This is a genomic window from Cryobacterium sp. TS_SC_7 (assembly GCF_056156285.1).
Window position 1 is genome coordinate 1,509,170 of record NZ_CM149589.1, and the last position, 16,930, is coordinate 1,526,099.

Here is a 16,930-nt window from a genome sequence, read left to right on the forward strand (position 1 = left end):
TTCCGGTGAGACGACACCTGTGAGGGGTTGGAGCATCCGCACACCCCTCAGAGTTGTCGTTTCGCCAACCTTTTCCTGCGTGCGGGAGCCGCTCCCTTAGGCTGAAGTCATGGAATTCCGCTATCTCGGTTCATCAGGTCTGAAAATTTCCGAAATCACCTACGGCAACTGGCTCACGCACGGTTCGCAGGTCGAGAACGACATCGCCACGCAGTGCGTGCAGGCCGCGCTCGACGAGGGGATCACCAGCTTCGACACCGCCGACGCCTACGCCAACACGAAGGCAGAGTCCGTGCTGGGCGACGCTCTCAAGGGCCAGCGCCGCGAAAGCCTGGAGATCTTCACGAAGGTCTACTGGCCCACCGGCCCCAAGGGGCACAACGACGTCGGGCTGTCTCGCAAGCACATCATGGAGTCGATCAACGGGTCGCTCACCCGCCTGCAGACCGACTACGTCGACCTCTACCAGGCGCACCGCTACGACACCGAGACCCCGCTGGAAGAAACCATGCAGGCTTTCGCCGACATCGTGCGGCAGGGCAAGGCGCTCTACATCGGCGTCAGCGAGTGGACCTCCGCGCAGCTGCGTGCCGGCCACGCCCTGTCGAAGGAACTGGGCTTCAGCCTGATCTCGAGCCAGCCGCAGTACTCGATGCTGTGGCGGGTCATCGAGGACGAGGTCGTACCGACCTCCCGCGAGCTCGGCGTCGGCCAGATCGTCTGGTCCCCCGTGGCCCAGGGCGTGCTCACCGGCAAGTACCAGCCGGGCCAGGCCCCGCCGGCCGGCTCCCGCGCCACCGACCTCAAGGGCGGCGCCGACATGATCAGCCGCTTCATGAACGACGACGTGCTCACCCGGGTGCAGAAGCTCGAGCCGATCGCCGCCGACCTCCACCTGTCGATGGCGCAGCTGGCCGTGGCCTGGGTGCTGCAGAACGACAACGTCTCGGCCGCCCTCGTCGGAGCCTCCCGCCCCGAGCAGGTGCGCGAGAACGTCAAGGCCGCGGGCGTGAAGATCCCGGCCGAGAGCATGAAGCAGATCGATGAGGTGCTCGGCGACGTCGTGGAGCACGACTCCGCGATGACCTCGGCCACCGCGCCGCAGAGCCGTCCGGCGTAACACCCTCGGCGTAGAACGCGAAAGTCGCCGTTCGTGCCGAGAGTCCCCGTACCAGCGGGGACTCTCGGCACGAACGGCGACGCTCGGTGTGCGGCGTTCCTAGAGCACCTTCGAGAGGAACGCCTGCGTGCGGCGGTGCTGCGGGTTCGTCAGGATCTCGTCCGGGTCGCCCGCCTCGACGACCACACCGCCGTCCATGAAGACGAGCGAGTCGGCCACCTCTTTGGCGAAGCCCATCTCGTGCGTGACCACGATCATGGTCATGCCCGACTTGGCCAGGCCCTTCATCACGTCGAGCACCTCGCCGACGAGCTCAGGGTCGAGCGCGCTGGTCGGCTCGTCGAAGAGCATCAGCTTGGGCTCCATCGCGAGGGCGCGGGCGATCGCCACGCGCTGCTGCTGGCCGCCTGAGAGGTGTGCCGGGTAGTAGTTGGCCCGTTCGGCCAGTCCCACCCGGGCCAGCAGGTCGAGCGCGCTCTGCTCCACCTGGGCCTTCGGCAGTCCCTTCACCCGGATCGGCGCCTCCATCACGTTCTGCAGCGCCGTCATGTGCGGGAACAGGTTGAACCGCTGGAACACCATGCCGATGTCCCGGCGCTGCCGGGCCGCTTCCTTGGGCGCCATCTCGTACAGCTTGCCGTTCGCCTCCCGGTAGCCGATCAGTTCGCCGTCGACGCTGAGCCGGCCGGCGGACAGCACCTCGAGGTGGTTGATGCAGCGCAGGAACGTCGACTTGCCCGATCCGCTGGGCCCGACCAGGCACATCACCTCGCCGCGCTTGACCTCGAGCGTGATGCTCTTCAGAACCTCGTTCGAGCCGAAGCTTTTCGAGACCTGCTCGGCCAGGACCATGGGCGGAATCGTGACGGATGCCCCGGCCTGCGTGTTCACGTCGGTCATTTCACGCCTCCGGGGTTGGCTGGTGGATCGTCCTGACGCGGCGGTGCGATCACCGACGGCTGCCCGGAATCGACGACCGGGACGACCCCGGTGAGGGTGCCCGTTCCGGTGCCGACGGCATCCTTGCGATCGGTCTGCCGGTCGCCCACGCCGCGGGCGAACCGCTTCTCGAGGAAGTGCTGGCCGACCATCAGGATGGACGTGAAGAAGAGATACCAGATGGATGCCACGATCAGGAGCGGGATCGGGTTGAACGTCTCCGCGGAGATATCCCTCGACCGGGTGAACAGCTCGAAGCTGAACGGCACGGCCGTGACCAGCGAGGTGGTCTTGAGCATCGAGATGACCTCGTTGCCGGTCGGCGGGATGATCACCCGCATCGACTGCGGCAGGATGACCCGGGTCATGGTCTGCGACCAGCTCATGCCGAGCGCGGTCGCTGCCTCTTCCTGGCCACGGTCCACGGCGAGCAGCCCGGCGCGCACGATCTCAGCCATGTAGGCCGCCTCGTTCAGGGCCAGCCCGATGATGGCGATGGTGAACGTGCTCAGCGCCGCGTTGGTCGAGAAGGAGACCCACGGGTCCATGAACGGGATGCCGATGTCGATGCTCGAGTAGATCAGGGAGATCAGACCCCAGATCGTGAGCTGCACGTACACCGGGGTGCCGCGGAAGATCCAGAGGTAGAACCAGGCCAGGCTCTTCACCACGGGGTTCGGCGAGAGTCGCATGACGGCCAGGATCACCCCGAGCACGATCGCGATCACCATGGAGTACACGGTCAGCTGCAGGGTCACGACGGCCGCCTGTGAGATGCGGCGGTCGAAGAGGTACTTGCCCACGGCGGGCCAGTCGTAGGCCGGCCGGAGCGCGGCGTCGACGACGACGGAGACGAAGATCACGACGAGCAGAACCGCGAACACCATCCGCCACGGATGCCGCAGCTTGATGGCCTTGATCGGCACTGACCGGGCTTCCTCCGGCGGGAGGGTGGCCCCGCCCGCCGCAGGACGAGTTGTGGAGCTCACGCGTTATCCGTTCGACGCCGCGTTGATCGTGATCGTGTCGATCGCACCATCCGCAACGCCCCACTTGTCGAGGATGTCACCGTAGCTGCCGTCGTCGACCATCGACTGCAGTGCGGCCTGCACGGCCTGGGCCAGACCGGAATCCTTGCCCACCACGATGCCGTAGGGCGCCACGTCGAAGGTCTCGCCGGCGGCCTGCAACTTGCCCTCGGTCTGGGCGATCGCGTAGAACGTGACGGGTGAATCGGCGCTGAGCGCGTCGGCCTGGCCCAGCACGACCGCGTTGGTGGCCTGGTCCTGGGTGTCGTACTTCAGTTTGTCGATCGGCGCTTTACCGGCGGCGACGCAGGCGTCGCTCTTGGCCGGCACCTCCTCGGTGTCCTCATAGGTGGTGGCCTGCACGGCGACCTTGAGCCCGCACGCGTTGTCCGGGTCGACATCGTTGCCGGTCGCGGAGGCCCACTGGATGCCGGCGACGTAGTAGTTGACGAAGTCGACCTGCTCCTCACGCTCGATCGTGTCGGTGAAGGAAGACGCGCCGATGTCGGCTTTGCCGCCCGTCACGCTGGGGATGATGTTGTCGAACTTCGCGACCTGGAATTCCGGGGTCAGGCCCAGCTTGCCGGCGATGCCGCTGGCGATCTCGATGCCCCAGCCGATCGGCTCGCCTGCTTCGTTCTTGAATTCATTGGGCGCGTACGTGGGGTCGGTGCCGATGGTGAGGGTGCCGGCATCGGCGATGTCGGCCGGGAGCAGCGCCGCCGCGGCGTCATCGACAGCGATATCGCTGCCGGAGCCGGACGTCGCACCATCCGTTGAGTTGTCCACGCAGCCCGTGAGGAGGAGGGCCGTGACGGCGGCGAGGGCCGGGAGCAGGTGGTGAGCGCGCATTGCGAAACCTTCTTCGTGGTTGTCGGATGTTTCTGGTTCGTCTTTGAGGTCCGTTAACGGGATTCGACAGAAGCGAGCATATAACAGCTCCCAATAGCCGATTCCGTGCGCTGATAACGTTTTAGACCCGTCCAACCGAGCGCGGACAAGCATCCTCGTGCCTCAGTATGACCGGAAGCGTGTTTCGTGCGGATTTCACGCCACGCCCCCGGTCGACCACCCGACAACCGGTGGCGGGCCTAACCGATCGGGTCAGCCCGCAGGGCCGCGTCCGACAGCAGGGCGACATAGTCGTCGATGCCCCAGGTGAGTGACAACCCGGTGGGCGGCGACACCGCGGCGATGAAGGCGGCTCCCACCGGTGACGCGACCGTTTCGTTCTGCACCTGGCGCATGGGCTGGGCGTAGGCGGCCGAGAGGAAGGCTTCGGACTCCTCCGGTGTCGTGCCGAAGTTGACCAGAACGTCACTGTCCAGCTGGTCCAGCTGCTCGTAGCTGAGCGTGTAGTAGAACCCGGCGTCGTCGGTGGCCAGGGCGTCGACGCTCGGGGCGCTGACGAAACCGAGGTCGAGGGTGAAGGCCACGCGCGGGTCATCCTTGGTGTAGACGTAGAAGGTTCCGCCACTGTCACTGGTCAACGCGATGCTGCGGCCGGCGAATTCCGGATGCGCCGCCGCCTGTTCCGCGATCTCGGCATCGATGCCGTCGAGCAGTTCCACGGCCTCCGCGGTCTTTCCGAGGGCGGTTCCGGTGATGGTCACGAGTTCGCGCCAGTCCGTGGCCCAGGGCTCGCCGGGGTAGGCGACGACGGGGGCGATCTCGCTGAGAAGCTCGTACTGTTCCTCGGTCAGGCCGGAGTAGGCGGCGAGGATCACGTCGGGGGCGGCCTCGGCGATGTCCTCGTAGGGTGGCTCCTCCGAGTCGGGCAGCACGGTCGGGAGGTCCTCGCCCTGCTCCTCGAGCGCGTCCGCGATCCAGGGCAGCACGCCGTTCTCGTCGCCGCCGTAGGCCTGGAACGGGATGGCGACCGGCACCACGCCGAGGGCGATGGCATCGTCGGCGCTCCCCCAGCCCCAGGTCACGACACGCTCGGGCTGCGCCTCGATCGTGGTCTCACCGAAGGCGTGGTCGATGGTGACGGGGAAGGAGCCCGACGTGGCGGCATCCGTCGCCGAATCGGCGGGTGCTGCCGAACAGCCGCTCAGGGTGAGGGCGAGCGCGGTCGCCGCGGCGGCGAGGGCGTAGGTCGAACGACGTGACATGGTGGTCTCCGAGAGTGAGGTTAGATTAGGTAAGGCTAACCTAACACACGCACGGCCGGGGTGCCGTGGAACCGGCCGATCGGCACCACCAGCGGAGACCCGCACACCGGATCCTCGACGACGACCGCCTGCAGTCCGAAGGCCTCCTGCACCACCTCGGCCGTCAGAGTGGCGGCGGGCGGGCCCTCTGCGACGATGCGTCCGGCACCCATCACGACGAGGTGGTCGGCGTAGCGCGCCGCGAGGTTGAGATCGTGCAGCACCATGACCACGGTCGTGGACCGAGTGCGATTGAGCTCCAGCAGGAGGTCGAGCACCTCGATCTGATGCGTGACGTCGAGGAAGGTGGTCGGCTCGTCGAGCAGCAGGATGTCCGGGTCCTGGGCGAGTGCCATCGCGATCCAGACCCGCTGCCGCTGCCCGCCGGACAGCTCGTCGACCCGGCGGGAGGCCAGGTCCAGGGTGTTGGTCGCCGTGAGCGCGTCCGTGACGATCCGGTCATCCGCGTTCGTCCACCGGCGGAACAGCCCCTGGTGGGGATACCGTCCCCGGCCGACGAGGTCGGCTACACCGATTCCCTCCGGGGCGAGCGGTTGCTGTGGCAGCAGCCCGATCACGGCCGCCAGTCGTTTGCCGGGCACGGCGGCGAGATCGCCGCCGTCCAGCCGCACCACGCCCGCCTGCGGCCGGAGCAGCCGGGCCAGCCCGCGCAGCATGGTGGACTTGCCGGAGGCGTTGGCGCCCACGATGACGGTCACCGCGCCGGTCGGCACCTCGAAGTCGAGGTTGTCGACGATGGTGGCGTCCGCGTAGCCGAGGCTGACTCCCTCGGCGCGGAGCGCGTGCGACGTGGCGGTACGGTGCGGCTGGGGCTGAGTTGGCTGGGGCATCAGGCGCCCTTTCCCTGTCGGTTCGTGCTGGCGAGCAGCCAGAGCAGATAGGGAGCTCCGACGGCCCCCGTGATGATGCCGGCCGGCAGTTCGAGTGAGCCGGGCAACAGATGCTGGGCGGCGAAGTCGGACACCGTCGTGATCAGGATGCCGACGAGCGCCGCGGGCAGCAGGGTGAGCCCCCCGCCGCCGACCAGCCGCCGGGCGATCGGCGCGGACACGAACGCGACGAAGGCGAGCGGCCCCACCGCGGCCGTGGCGATCGCGGTGAGGGCCACGGCCGTGACGAGCAGCGCGAGCCGGGAACGTTCGACGCTCACCCCGAGGCTCGTGGCAGCCTCGTCACCGAGCTGCAGCGCGCGGAGCCCCCCGGCCAGCAGCCCCACGGTCGGCAGGAGCACGGCCAGGAATCCCGCCAGCACCGCGATCTCGGGCCACCGCGCACCGCTCACGCTGCCGACCAGCCAGGCGAGCGCATCCTGGGCGTCACGGATGTCGGCGCGGGTCAGCAGGTATCCGAGCACGCCGTCCACCATGAACGCCACGCCCACGCCGATCAGCACGAAACGGGAACCGGCGACCCCACCCCGCCAGGCCAGCAGGTAGATCGCCGCGGCCGTGGCGAGCGCCCCCGCGAAGGCGGCCAGCGACGTGGCCACGCTGCCCACTCCCAGCACCAGCATCGCGAAGACCGCCGCCGCGCTCGCGCCGCCGGTGACCCCGATGATGTCCGGACTGGCGAGAGGGTTGCGCAGGAGGCTCTGGAACAGGGCCCCCGACACGGCGAACGCCACCCCGGCAAGCACCGCGAGGACGAGCCGCGGCAGACGCAGCTTCAGAACGATGAAGTTCTCACTGCCTGTCCCCTGGCCCAGCAGCGTGCGCAGCAGGTCGGGCGCGCTGAGCGAGTACGCGCCCACCGCGAGGCTCACCGCCGCGACCACGAGAACGGCCGCGAGCAGCAGGAGGGCGAGGCGGTTCTCGCGGCGCCGACTGCGCCCACGGATGTCGGCGAGCAGGTTCCCGGGTGCGGCGGGCGTCCCCGTGAGAAGGTTCACAGCCCGACCGGCTTCGTTCGACGCACGAGGGCAATGAGCACCGGGGCGCCGAGGAAGGCGACCACCAGGCCGGCCTCGATTTCGCCGGGCCGGGCGATCACCCGGCCCAGGACATCCGCTGCCAGCAGCAGTGTGGGACCGAGCAGTGCGGAGAAGACGAGGATCCAGCGGTAGTCCGGCCCGGCGAACCAGCGGGCGAGATGCGGGACAGCCAGCCCGACGAACACGATCGGGCCGGCCATCGCGGTCGCCGATCCGCAGAGCAGCACCACGGCGACTCCGCAGAGAATGCGCGCCGCCACGAGGTTCTGTCCCAGCCCCCGGGCCAGGTCGTCGCCGAGGGCGAGGGCGTTGAGCATGCGCCCGGCGACGGCGGCGAGCAGGGCCCCGGCCAGGACGAACGGCACCAGCGGCAGGGTGGACTCGAGGTCACGGGAAACCAGGGAGCCGGCCGCCCAGAACCGGTAGCGGTCAAAGGCCTCCCCGTCGCTCAGCAGCACGATCGTGATCAACGAGGTGAAGGCCGCGGTGAGGGCGGTGCCGGCCAGGGCGAGCTTGAACGGGGTCGCGCCGTCCCGGCCCAGAGACCCGATGGCGTAGACGATCACGGCGGCGACCGCCGCGCCGATGAAGGCGAACCAGACATAGCCGGCAGCGGATGTCATCCCGAACCAGGCGATGCCGGCCACCACGAACAGGGAGGCCCCGGCGTTGACGCCCAGAAGCCCCGGATCAGCCAGCGGATTGCGGGTCAGGCCCTGCATCACCGCCCCCGCCAGGCCCAGCGCGAGTCCGGCGAGCAGCCCGACCACGGTGCGCGGCACCCGCAGATCGCGCACGACCGTGTGGTCGGTCAGGGTCGGATCGGGCGCGAGCAGTGCGCTCCAGACGGTCTCCAGCGGGATGCCCCGCGCACCGACGGCCAGGGAGGCTGCAATCGCCGCGGAGAGCCCCAGCAGGGTCAGCAGCACTCCGATCGTCAGCGTCCGGGAGCGCGCCCGTGGGAGGCCCGTGGGCCGCGCGGTCGTCCTGGTCGCCGCCAGAGGACGCCGGCCGGTCCGGACCATGGTCACTCCACCAAAAGTAAGGTAAGCATTACCTAAGTATGGCGATCCCCACTGACCAGCGCAAAGCCGTCAGCCGGCGGACCCCCCGGTGGCGACCGGGCGGCCCGGGAGGTTGGACCATTGCGACCAGGAACCCGGTATAGGGCCGGCTCGAACCCGGCGATGGTGAGCGCGGCCGCCTCGTGGGCGGCGGTGACGCCGGAACCGCAGTAGACGCCCACGGCGCTCTCCGTCGTCAGGCCGAGCGCCTCGAACCGGGCACGCAGTTCGGCCGCCGGGCGGAAGTGCCCGTCGATGGTGAGGTTGTCGACCGTGGGTGCGCTGATCGCCCCGGGAATGTGGCCGGCCCGAGGGTCGACCGGCTCCGTGTCACCGCGGTAGCGTTCCGCGGCGCGGGCGTCGAGAAGCACGCCGGTCCTGGCCAGGCGAGCGGCGGCATCCGCGTCGAGCACGGGTGGCACGTCGTGCGCAAGAGTGATCGTGCCCGGGGGGATCGTCTCCTCACCGACGGAGACGGGCAGGCCGGCGGCCCGCCAGGCGGCGAGCGCCCCGTCGAGCAGCAGCACGTCGCGCACGCCCGCATGGCGCAGCAGCCACCAGGCGCGCGCGGCCGACATCGAGCCCAGGTCGTCGTACACCACAACGGTGTCACCGCCACGGAGACCCCAGCGGCGCGCGGCGGCCTGCAGGGCCGGGCGGGTCGGCAACGGATGCCGCCCGTCGGCCGCGACCCCGGCGCCGGCGAGCTCGGTGTCGAGGTCGACGTAGGCGGCGCCCGGGATGTGGCCGGCCCGGTATTCGGCGCGGCCGGGAGGCCCGCCCAGCTTCCAGCGCACGTCCAGCACCCGGATGTCACTTCGAGTGTGGAGCTCCCCCGCCAGCTCGTCAGCCGTGATCAATATTCGCACGCGCTCACGCTACCGCGGCAGACGTAGACTTGAGTAAGTGAGCAGCTACCTGACCCTTCTGAAGACACCGGGCGTAGCTCGCGTCATCGCCGCACAACTGACCGCACGCTTCCCCTTCGGGATGCTGTCGCTGGCGTTCCTGATCCACATCGAGCAGATCTTCGACTCCTACGGCGCCGCAGGCCTCGTACTGGGCGCCATGAGCATCGGCCAGGCCATCGCCGGGCCGCTGACCAGCCGTCTGATGGGCCGCTGGGGTATGCGCCCGGTCATCACGGCCACCCTCGTGGTGTGCGCGACCTCCATCGTCACAATGGCCCTGGTCCCGATGCCCATCTGGGCGCTGATGGTCATCGGTCTGGTCGCGGGGCTGTCCACGCCGCCGATCCAGCCGGCCGTGCGCACCATCTATCCGAAGATCGTCAACTCGCGCCAGCTCACCCCGCTGTTCTCGCTGGACGCGTCGGCCCAGGAGATCATCTGGGTGCTGGGGCCGGTGATCGCCACGTTCGTGGCCATCCAGGTCAGCCCGGTCGCCGGCATCCTGCTCGCCGCCATCTTCCTCATCGGCGGCGGCATCTGGTTCCTGGTGCTGCCCGAGGTCGGTCGGGTGCGCATCCCCCGCAGTCGCCGCAAGCTCGGCGTCGTGCTCAAACGTCCGGCGGTCATGCTCAGCACCATCGTCGGCTTCATGCTGGTCGCCGCCTGCGCCGCCGTCGAGGCCGGCGTGGTGGCCGCGTTCGGGCACGGCAGTTCGACGTCCGGCTGGGTGCTCGGCATCTTCGCGGCCGGGTCGCTGGTCGGCGGCCTCGCCCTCGGGCACGCCCCGATCGGGCCGTGGGCGCTCGCGGGACGCATGCTGATCGTCACCGCCGGTCTCAGCCTCGCCGCCGCCGGCAACCTCAGCTTCTGGTGGCTCGCCGCCACCCTGCTGGTGGCGGGGATCGGAATCGCGCCGGCGTTCGCCGTGCTGTTCGGCATCGTCTCCGCGAGCGTCAAGTTCAGCGACACCGCGGAAGCCTACGGCTGGGTCGGCACCGGTCAACTGATGGGGGCCGCCATGGGCTCCGCCATCGCCGGATTCATGATCGACCAGAGCGGCGCCACGGCAGCCATCCTGGTCGCGGCCGGTTTCGCGGGGCTCGGCACCATCATCCCCGCACTCGGCCGGCGCTGGCACCCCGACCTTCGCGGTCGGGACCCGAGCCCGCTCCCCGACACGGCGCCCATCCAGGTGCAGGTCTCCTGACCGCATCCGCTCGTCGAACCGACAGGTTCGAGGGGTTGAGCGTCGCGCCCACCCTCAAACGTGTCGGTTCACGCCCGGCCGGGGAGGGTTAGATGGGAACATGACGTTCTCACCGCTGCTTGCCCTCCAGGACGGCCACCGCATCCCCCAGCTCGGCCTCGGCGTCTACAAGATTCCGGATGCCGCGGCCGCCGATGCGGTGCAGGTCGCCCTGGACGCCGGTTACCGCCACATCGACACCGCGGCGCTGTACGAGAACGAGGTCGGCGTCGGCCAGGGCGTGGCTCGCTCCGGCCTGCCGCGCGAGGACGTGTTCGTCACCACCAAGGTGTGGAACGATCAGCACGGCTACGACGCGACCCTGCGCGCCTTCGACGTGAGCCTCGGCAAGCTCGGCCTCGACTACGTCGACCTCTACCTGATCCACTGGCCCGCGCCCCGGCAGAACCTCTTCGTCGACACCTGGCGCGCCCTCGAGACCCTGCGCGCCGAGGGTCGGGCCCGGTCGATCGGAGTGTCCAACTTCCACCCCCACCACCTGGACCGCCTGCTCGCCGAAACGGATGTCGTTCCGGTCATCAACCAGGTGGAGCTGCACCCGTGGCTGCAGCAGTCCGCCGTGCGCGAGTACGACTCGGCTCACGGCATCCTGACCGAGGCCTGGTCGCCGTTGGCCCGCGGCCGCGCCATCGGCAACGCGACCATCGACGCCATCGGCGCCCGGCATGGCAAGTCGGCCGCTCAGGTCGTGATCCGCTGGCACCTCGAGATGGGCAATGTGGTGATCCCGAAATCGGTGACGCCCCTGCGCATCCGCGAGAACTTCGACGTGTTCGACTTCACCCTCGATGCCGACGACCACGCGGCCATCGCCGCCCTCGACTCGGGCGAGCGCACCGGCAAAGACCCCGACGACCTCGACTAGACGGCCCGAACAGGCTCCCCGACTACCGACAGTGCCCGTTCCGGTCGACAGTGACCGGCGGAACGGGCACTGTCGACCGGAAAGGTGACTATCGGGTGAGGTGTTACCAGCGGGGGTGGATCTGGTCGCGCAGCATCCGGTCGTAGATGTCCTGGACGCCCTCGTTGAAAGCGAGGCTGAGCGGGGCGACCGATCCGGCCGCAGCGTTGCCGCGGGCCTGCTGCACCGAACGCGCCCCGGGAATGACCGAGCTGACGCCGTCGATCTGGGCCATCCAGGCCAGCGCGGCCTGCGCGGGAGTGATCTCTCCGGGAAGCGACCCCACGAGGGCCGTGAACTCCGCGGCGGCCGCGAGGCCGGTCTCGTAGTCGACGCCGGAGAAGGTCTCGCCCACGTCGAAGGCGCTGCCGTCACGGTTGTAGTTGCGGTGGTCGTTCGCCGCGAAGGTGGTGTCCCGGGTGTACGTGCCGGTCAACAGGCCACTGGCCAGCGGCACGCGGGCGATCACGCCCACCCCCGCGGCGCGGGCCGCCGGCACCACGGCCTCGAGCGGCTTGAGCCGGAAGGCGTTCAGGATGATCTGCACGCTCGCCAGGCCCGGCCGCTCGATCGCGGCGAGCGCCTGGTCGCAGGTCTCCACGCTCACCCCGTAGGCGGCGATGGCTCCCTCGGCGACGAGGGTGTTGAGCGCGTCGTAGACCTCGTCGGACTCGACCACATCGGTGGGCGGGCAGTGCAGCTGTACGAGGTGCAGGGTGTCCAGGCCGAGGTTCGTGCGGGACCGGTCGGTCCACGCCCTGAAGTTCGCCAGCGTGTAGTTCTCGGCCAGCTGGTCGACCCGGCGACCCATCTTGGTGGCCACGGTGATTCCGGCGGCGGCGGAGCTTTCGGCCAGGAAACGGCCGATGATCTGCTCGCTGCGGCCGTCGCCGTAAACGTCGGCGGTGTCGAAGAAGGTGACGCCGGCGTCGACGGATGCCGCGAGCACCGAGGCCGCGTCGGCCTCCGACACGTCACCCCAGTCCGCTCCCAGCTGCCAGGTGCCGAGCCCGATCACGGAGACGGTTCGGTCGGTTCTTCCGAGGGTGCGTGTGTCCATCTCCCCAGCCTAGCCACCGGCGCAGCGCCCGGTGGGGCAACGGATGCCGCCGCCTCGGACGCGCTGCCTGCCTCCGGTCCCGCCCCGGTGTCCGCCTCCGCACCCGTATCCGTGTCGATGACGCGGGCGAGCGCCCGGGCGAGGCGCGGGCGGATGAGGTGGTCGTTCGCTTCGACGCGGTGCATGGTGACGTGGCGCATCCGTTCAATCACCGTCATGGTGCCGGCGGCGATGAACGCGTCCAGAGTGCCGTAGACCACGTCGACCGGCACCCGGAGGGTCGCGATGTCGCTGACCACGGTCTGCGACTCGATGCAGTGCTCCAGCGACTTCACGAACGGCGTCCAGTTGCGCTCGGTGAGCTCGAAAATGCCCTTCGGCAGCAGCCGGGCGATGATGGCCGCGTTGGCGAGGGTGAATTCCTTGTTCAGGCGCAGGAAATCGTAGGCGCGCAGATAGGTGCTGACCCGGGCTCGCACCCACCGGTCCCCGATATCGTTCGGCGACAGGTAGACCGGCGGACCCACGAGCACCACCCGGGACACCTGGGTGCGCCGGGATGCGCGGGTGCGCGGCAACGCGGCCATCCGGGCCGCGATCAGGCTGCCGAGCGAATGACCCACCAGGATGAACGGTTCGCGCAACTTCAGCGCCCGGATGGTGGCGGCCAGCGAGTCGACGTGGTCCTCGAGCCGGTACTCACAGCCGGCGGGGATCGGCGATTCGCCGAAGCCCAGAATGTCGACGGCGATGACCCGATGCCGGGGCACGAGCAGGGGAACCAGTTCACGGAACGTCTCCGAGGAGGACGCAATGCCGTGCACCAGGATCACCACGGGCCCGGTGCCCTCGTCGGTGGCGATGTGCAGCAGCGGCGGGCGCCGCCGGCCGAGCCGTTCAGAGAGGGCCGCCCACCAGTTCATGCTTCCAGTATCGCCTCCCCACGCCACCAGGCTCATTCTGCGCGGCCTGCCGCGGCGTGCGCCCGGCCCCTCCTGCCGAGACGCGATTGTGATCCGGCGCCGCCGATCGCGGCCGTACAGTGAGGCCATGAAGCGTTTTACCGGAGTGGCCGCCGTCCTCCTCGGCGCCCTCCTGCTGGCCGGATGCTCCGTGCCCGGCGATTCCAACGGTTCCGACTCCGGCGGCTCGGCCACGGCTCCCGGCCTCGCCGAACCCGGCACCGTGAACCCGGGAAGCATCGAACCGGGCGGCAGCACCGGTGAGATCACTTCCACCCAGCGCGACGTGATCACCACCGGGATGGTGTCGATCACGGTGGACGACCCGATCGCATCCGTGCAGGATGCCGTCACCATCACCGAGCAGGCCGGTGGACGGGTCGACAGCCGCACCGAGAACCCGGCCACCGACAACCAGCCGGCGAGCGCGAATCTCACCCTGCGCATCCCCTCGGACGAGCTCGACCGCACCCTGGCGGAACTCAAACAGCTCGGCACCGTCAACTTCGTCTCGCTCAACGCGTCGGACATCACCCAGCAGACCCAGGACCTCGACGCCCGGATCACGTCACTGCAGACCTCGGTCGATCGGTTGCTGGCCCTGATGGTGGAGGCCACGACCACGGCCGACCTGATCGCGGTCGAGAACGCGCTGTCCCAGCGGCAGAGCGAGCTCGAGGGGCTGCAGGCGCAGCGGGACTACCTGTCCGACCAGGTCGATTTCTCCACCATCACACTCGACCTGTACTCGACCGGCACGGTGGCTCCCGGCACCCCGGACGGCTTCTGGGACGCCCTCGCGGCAGGCTGGAACGCCCTCGTGACAGCCCTCGGCATCGCGATCGTGGGCATCGGGTTCGCGCTGCCCTGGCTGCTCGCCCTCGGCCTGGTCACCGCGATCGTCTACCTGGTGATCCGGTTGGCGCGCAAGAGGCATCCGGCTGCGTAAACTTGTTCGGTGTACACGTCTGCCGAACCCTCCCCGCTTGGCGACGAGCTTCTCGAACGCATCCGTTCCCGCGCCGCCGCCCATGACCGCGACAACACCTTCCCTGCCGAGGACCTGGCCGAGCTGGTGGCCTGCGGCTACCTCCGTTCGTTGGTTCCGGTGGCGCTCGGAGGCCTCGGACGCGGCGTGCAGCAGGTCGCGCAGGATCAGATCCGGCTCGCCGCCCACGCCCCGGCCACCGCCCTGGCCGTCAATATGCACCTCGTCTGGACGGGCGTGGCCCGCACCCTGCACGAGCAGGGCGACGACAGCCTGGCCTTCGTGCTGCACGGCGCCGTCAGCGGGGAGATCTTCGGCTTCGGTGTCAGCGAACCCGGCAACGACCTGGTGCTCACCGACTCGCTCACGACGGCCGCCCCGCAACCGGACGGCGGCTACCGCTTCACCGGCACCAAGATCTTCACCACGCTCTCCCCGGCCTGGACCCGGCTCGGCACCATGGGCATCGACCGTGATTCGGCCGACGGCCCCAAAATCGTCTGGGCGTTCATCGACCGGGCAGACCCGGGCGTCAGCCAGAAGGATGACTGGGACACCCTGGGCATGCGTGCCAGCCAGAGCCGCAGCACCCTGCTCGACGGCGCATCCGCCCGCCCCGACCAGGTCTTCCGCCGGCTCGATCCCGGGCCCACTCCCGACCCGCTGGTGTTCGCCATCTTCGCCAATTTCGAGATCCTGCTGGCCGCCGTGTACACCGGCATCGGTCGGCGCGCGGTCGAACTGGCCGTGCTGGCGGCGACGCGGCGCACGTCCCTGAAGCACGGCGGGCGCAGCCTGGCGCAGGACCCGGACATCCGGTGGCGCGTCGCGGAGGCCGCGATGACGATGGATGGCCTGTACCCCCAGATCGACGCGCTGGCGCACGACCTCGACACCCTGGCCGATCACGGCCCGCGGTGGTTCGCCCTGCTGTCCGGTTTGAAACACCGAGCCACCGAGACAGCGCGCCTGGTCGTCGACCAGGCGCTGCGGGTGAGCGGCGGCTCCTCCTACTTCGCCGGCAACGAACTCGGGCGTCTCTACCGCGACGTTCTCGCCGGGCTCTTCCACCCGTCCGACGCCGAATCGGCGCACGCCACCGTGGCGACCGCCTGGTTGGGCCCGACCGATGTCTGACGTCACCCGCACGATCAACGTCTTCGACAGCGCCGCCTACACGCGCTCGGTCCTCGACCTCACCATGCGGCTCGCTGAGGTCATCTTCGCGGCCGGCGCCGGCGCCGAAGACGCAACGGCCGCCATGGAAGCCATCACCCGGGCCTACGGGCTGCGCGGCACCGAGGCGAACGTCACCCATACGATCATCGCGCTCACCCATGAGGATCCGGCCACGCACGAGTCCATCACCCGGACCCGCAACGTCAAGTACCGTTCGCTCAACTACGGGAAGCTCACGGCCACCTCCGAGCTGATCGCGGAGATCCTCGACTCGCCGCCCGAGGTCGCCGACGCCCGCAAACGCCTGGCCACCATCGTCAGCGCCAAGCCGCAGGTGCCCGCCCTCTTCCGCCGGGTGGGCTGGAGCCTCGTCGGGGCCGGGGCCGCCGTACTCATCGGGGGTGGCGTGGTGGTCTGCATCGCCGCCTTCATCGCCACGTTCTTCATCGACGTGATCACCACCTCGCTCGACCGGCGGCAGGTTCCCGTGTTCTACCAGAACGTCGTCGGCGGGGCGATCGGGCCGATCGTCGCCGCGATCGTCGCCCTGATCGATCCCACGGCGAATCCGTCCCTGGTCGTCATCGCGACCATCATCATGCTCCTGGCCGGCGTCACCACCTTCGGCGCGGTGCACGACACCCTGTCGGGCTTCTACCTGACGGGCACGGCACGGATGATGGAGGCCCTCCTGATCACGGGCGGCCTGGTCACCGGCGTGGCCGGGGCGTCGCTGCTGCTGGCTCGCTTCGGCTTCCAGCTGCGCGTCGACGCCAACCTCACCCCGACCCTGGCCGAGGTGCCGGTGATGCTCGCCGCGGCCATGGTCATCGTCGCCGGTTTCGCCCTCGGCGTGCAGGTGCCCTGGCGGGCGTTCTGGGTGGTCTGCCTGCTGGGCGCCATCGCCGAGCTGCTCTACCTGGGCGGCGCGCAGGCCGGCTTCGGCCTGGTCTGGTCGTCGGCCCTGAGCGCCGTGGGCGTGGGCCTGCTGGCCGCGATCGCGGCCCGCGTCGTGCGCACTCCCCCGCTGGTGATCGTCGTCTCCGCGCTGGTTCCGCTCGTGCCGGGGCTGATCCTGTTCCGCGGCCTGCTGCAGTTGTCCGACGGCAACATCGACGGGCTGCTCAGCATGCTCACCGCCGGGGCCGTCGCCGCGGCGCTGGCGGCCGGCGCCATCCTCGCCCAGTATTTGGTGCAGTTCGTCTGGGGTCCGGCCCGGCGCCTGCAGCGCCGGTTCGTGGGACCACTGATGGCACTGCCGGTGCGCCTCGGCCGCGGGCCCGGCAAGCGCATCTAGCTCAGGGCGCCGCCACCGCGGCGTCCGGGCGCAGCGTGAGGAATCGGGCGTAGCGTGCGCCCGATTCCCCACGCTGCGCCGCGACGGGCTGCGCGGGCCTGCTCCCG

The 16,930-nt window shown here is 69.6% G+C and carries 15 protein-coding genes and 1 pseudogene; 6 read left to right on the plus strand and 10 right to left on the minus strand.

Annotated features, from left to right (window positions below):
- Positions 1–109 precede the first annotated feature (109 nt).
- Positions 110–1,120 (plus strand): aldo/keto reductase family protein, encoded by a 1,011-nt coding sequence (locus tag AC0J5J_RS06930; protein ID WP_134422607.1) that lies wholly within the window; start codon positions 110–112, stop codon positions 1,118–1,120.
- Between the two features lie 99 nt (positions 1,121–1,219).
- On the opposite strand, the gene AC0J5J_RS06935 is transcribed toward AC0J5J_RS06930, so the two are convergent.
- The 8 genes and pseudogenes from AC0J5J_RS06935 to AC0J5J_RS06970 all read right to left on the minus strand — a co-directional run bounded on the left by AC0J5J_RS06935 (position 1,220) and on the right by AC0J5J_RS06970 (position 9,124).
- A complete protein-coding gene (locus AC0J5J_RS06935) occupies positions 1,220–2,020 on the minus strand; it encodes an amino acid ABC transporter ATP-binding protein (protein ID WP_420898520.1) in 801 nt (266 codons plus the stop codon).
- Entirely contained in the window at positions 2,017–3,048 is a 1,032-nt protein-coding gene (locus tag AC0J5J_RS06940) for an amino acid ABC transporter permease (protein ID WP_474900091.1), read from the minus strand. The genes AC0J5J_RS06935 and AC0J5J_RS06940 overlap by 4 nt, the downstream gene beginning before the upstream one ends.
- Before the next feature lie 3 nt (positions 3,049–3,051).
- The gene (locus AC0J5J_RS06945; RefSeq protein WP_134422603.1) at positions 3,052–3,939 is read right to left on the minus strand and encodes an ABC transporter substrate-binding protein; all 888 of its coding nucleotides are present in this window, start codon (positions 3,937–3,939) and stop codon (positions 3,052–3,054) included.
- A gap of 239 nt (positions 3,940–4,178) precedes the next feature.
- Entirely contained in the window at positions 4,179–5,201 is a 1,023-nt protein-coding gene (locus AC0J5J_RS06950) for an iron-siderophore ABC transporter substrate-binding protein (protein ID WP_134422601.1), read from the minus strand.
- A 35-nt stretch (positions 5,202–5,236) separates the two neighbouring features.
- On the minus strand, positions 5,237–6,091 hold the full coding sequence (locus tag AC0J5J_RS06955; RefSeq protein WP_474900092.1) for an ABC transporter ATP-binding protein: 855 nt from the start codon (positions 6,089–6,091) through the stop codon (positions 5,237–5,239).
- Positions 6,091–7,149, minus strand: coding sequence for a FecCD family ABC transporter permease (locus tag AC0J5J_RS06960; RefSeq protein ID WP_474900093.1), 1,059 nt, complete (start codon positions 7,147–7,149; stop codon positions 6,091–6,093). The genes AC0J5J_RS06955 and AC0J5J_RS06960 overlap by 1 nt, the downstream gene beginning before the upstream one ends.
- The gene (locus tag AC0J5J_RS06965) at positions 7,146–8,216 is read right to left on the minus strand and encodes a FecCD family ABC transporter permease (RefSeq protein ID WP_474900201.1); all 1,071 of its coding nucleotides are present in this window, start codon (positions 8,214–8,216) and stop codon (positions 7,146–7,148) included. The genes AC0J5J_RS06960 and AC0J5J_RS06965 overlap by 4 nt, the downstream gene beginning before the upstream one ends.
- 69 nt (positions 8,217–8,285) lie before the next feature.
- A pseudogene (locus AC0J5J_RS06970) lies at positions 8,286–9,124 on the minus strand (sulfurtransferase).
- 37 nt (positions 9,125–9,161) lie between these two features.
- Between AC0J5J_RS06970 and AC0J5J_RS06975 the strand changes: the two are divergent.
- Both AC0J5J_RS06975 and AC0J5J_RS06980 read left to right on the plus strand, forming a co-directional pair.
- A complete protein-coding gene (locus AC0J5J_RS06975) occupies positions 9,162–10,373 on the plus strand; it encodes an MFS transporter (protein ID WP_134422591.1) in 1,212 nt (403 codons plus the stop codon).
- 100 nt (positions 10,374–10,473) lie between these two features.
- On the plus strand, positions 10,474–11,298 hold the full coding sequence (locus AC0J5J_RS06980) for an aldo/keto reductase (RefSeq protein ID WP_474900094.1): 825 nt from the start codon (positions 10,474–10,476) through the stop codon (positions 11,296–11,298).
- Between the two features lie 103 nt (positions 11,299–11,401).
- Here the strand turns inward: AC0J5J_RS06980 and AC0J5J_RS06985 are convergent, their stop codons facing one another.
- Positions 11,402–12,397 carry an aldo/keto reductase gene (locus tag AC0J5J_RS06985; RefSeq protein WP_474900095.1) on the minus strand — a complete coding sequence of 332 codons (996 nt, stop codon included), beginning with the start codon at positions 12,395–12,397 and terminating at the stop codon, positions 11,402–11,404.
- On the minus strand, positions 12,352–13,320 hold the full coding sequence (locus AC0J5J_RS06990) for an alpha/beta fold hydrolase (protein ID WP_134422585.1): 969 nt from the start codon (positions 13,318–13,320) through the stop codon (positions 12,352–12,354). The genes AC0J5J_RS06985 and AC0J5J_RS06990 overlap by 46 nt, the downstream gene beginning before the upstream one ends.
- Positions 13,321–13,447: 127 nt before the next feature.
- Here AC0J5J_RS06990 and AC0J5J_RS06995 point away from each other — a divergent pair, with 127 nt between their 5' ends.
- The 3 genes from AC0J5J_RS06995 to AC0J5J_RS07005 are packed head-to-tail and all read left to right on the plus strand — an operon-like array spanning position 13,448 to position 16,823.
- Positions 13,448–14,308: a DUF4349 domain-containing protein gene (locus tag AC0J5J_RS06995; protein ID WP_474900096.1), complete on the plus strand. Its 861-nt coding sequence runs from the start codon at positions 13,448–13,450 to the stop codon at positions 14,306–14,308.
- Positions 14,309–14,317: 9 nt separating this feature from the next.
- Entirely contained in the window at positions 14,318–15,484 is a 1,167-nt protein-coding gene (locus AC0J5J_RS07000) for an acyl-CoA dehydrogenase family protein (protein WP_474900097.1), read from the plus strand.
- Positions 15,477–16,823, plus strand: coding sequence for a threonine/serine exporter family protein (locus AC0J5J_RS07005; RefSeq protein WP_134422579.1), 1,347 nt, complete (start codon positions 15,477–15,479; stop codon positions 16,821–16,823). The genes AC0J5J_RS07000 and AC0J5J_RS07005 overlap by 8 nt, the downstream gene beginning before the upstream one ends.
- Positions 16,824–16,930: the final 107 nt, after the last annotated feature.

What these genes read in the sequence shown, in the direction of transcription:
- AC0J5J_RS06930 (WP_134422607.1), top strand. Translation starts at nt 110, where the DNA reads ATGGAATTCCGCTATCTCGGTTCATCAGGTCTGAAAATTTCCGAAATC.
- AC0J5J_RS06980 (WP_474900094.1), top strand. Translation starts at nt 10,474, where the DNA reads ATGACGTTCTCACCGCTGCTTGCCCTCCAGGACGGCCACCGCATCCCC.
- AC0J5J_RS06990 (WP_134422585.1), bottom strand. Translation starts at nt 13,320, where the DNA reads ATGAACTGGTGGGCGGCCCTCTCTGAACGGCTCGGCCGGCGGCGCCCG.
- AC0J5J_RS06950 (WP_134422601.1), bottom strand. Translation starts at nt 5,201, where the DNA reads ATGTCACGTCGTTCGACCTACGCCCTCGCCGCCGCGGCGACCGCGCTC.
- AC0J5J_RS06945 (WP_134422603.1), bottom strand. Translation starts at nt 3,939, where the DNA reads ATGCGCGCTCACCACCTGCTCCCGGCCCTCGCCGCCGTCACGGCCCTC.
- AC0J5J_RS06965 (WP_474900201.1), bottom strand. Translation starts at nt 8,216, where the DNA reads ATGGTCCGGACCGGCCGGCGTCCTCTGGCGGCGACCAGGACGACCGCG.
- AC0J5J_RS06995 (WP_474900096.1), top strand. Translation starts at nt 13,448, where the DNA reads ATGAAGCGTTTTACCGGAGTGGCCGCCGTCCTCCTCGGCGCCCTCCTG.
- AC0J5J_RS06935 (WP_420898520.1), bottom strand. Translation starts at nt 2,020, where the DNA reads ATGACCGACGTGAACACGCAGGCCGGGGCATCCGTCACGATTCCGCCC.
- AC0J5J_RS06955 (WP_474900092.1), bottom strand. Translation starts at nt 6,091, where the DNA reads ATGCCCCAGCCAACTCAGCCCCAGCCGCACCGTACCGCCACGTCGCAC.
- AC0J5J_RS07005 (WP_134422579.1), top strand. Translation starts at nt 15,477, where the DNA reads ATGTCTGACGTCACCCGCACGATCAACGTCTTCGACAGCGCCGCCTAC.
- AC0J5J_RS06985 (WP_474900095.1), bottom strand. Translation starts at nt 12,397, where the DNA reads ATGGACACACGCACCCTCGGAAGAACCGACCGAACCGTCTCCGTGATC.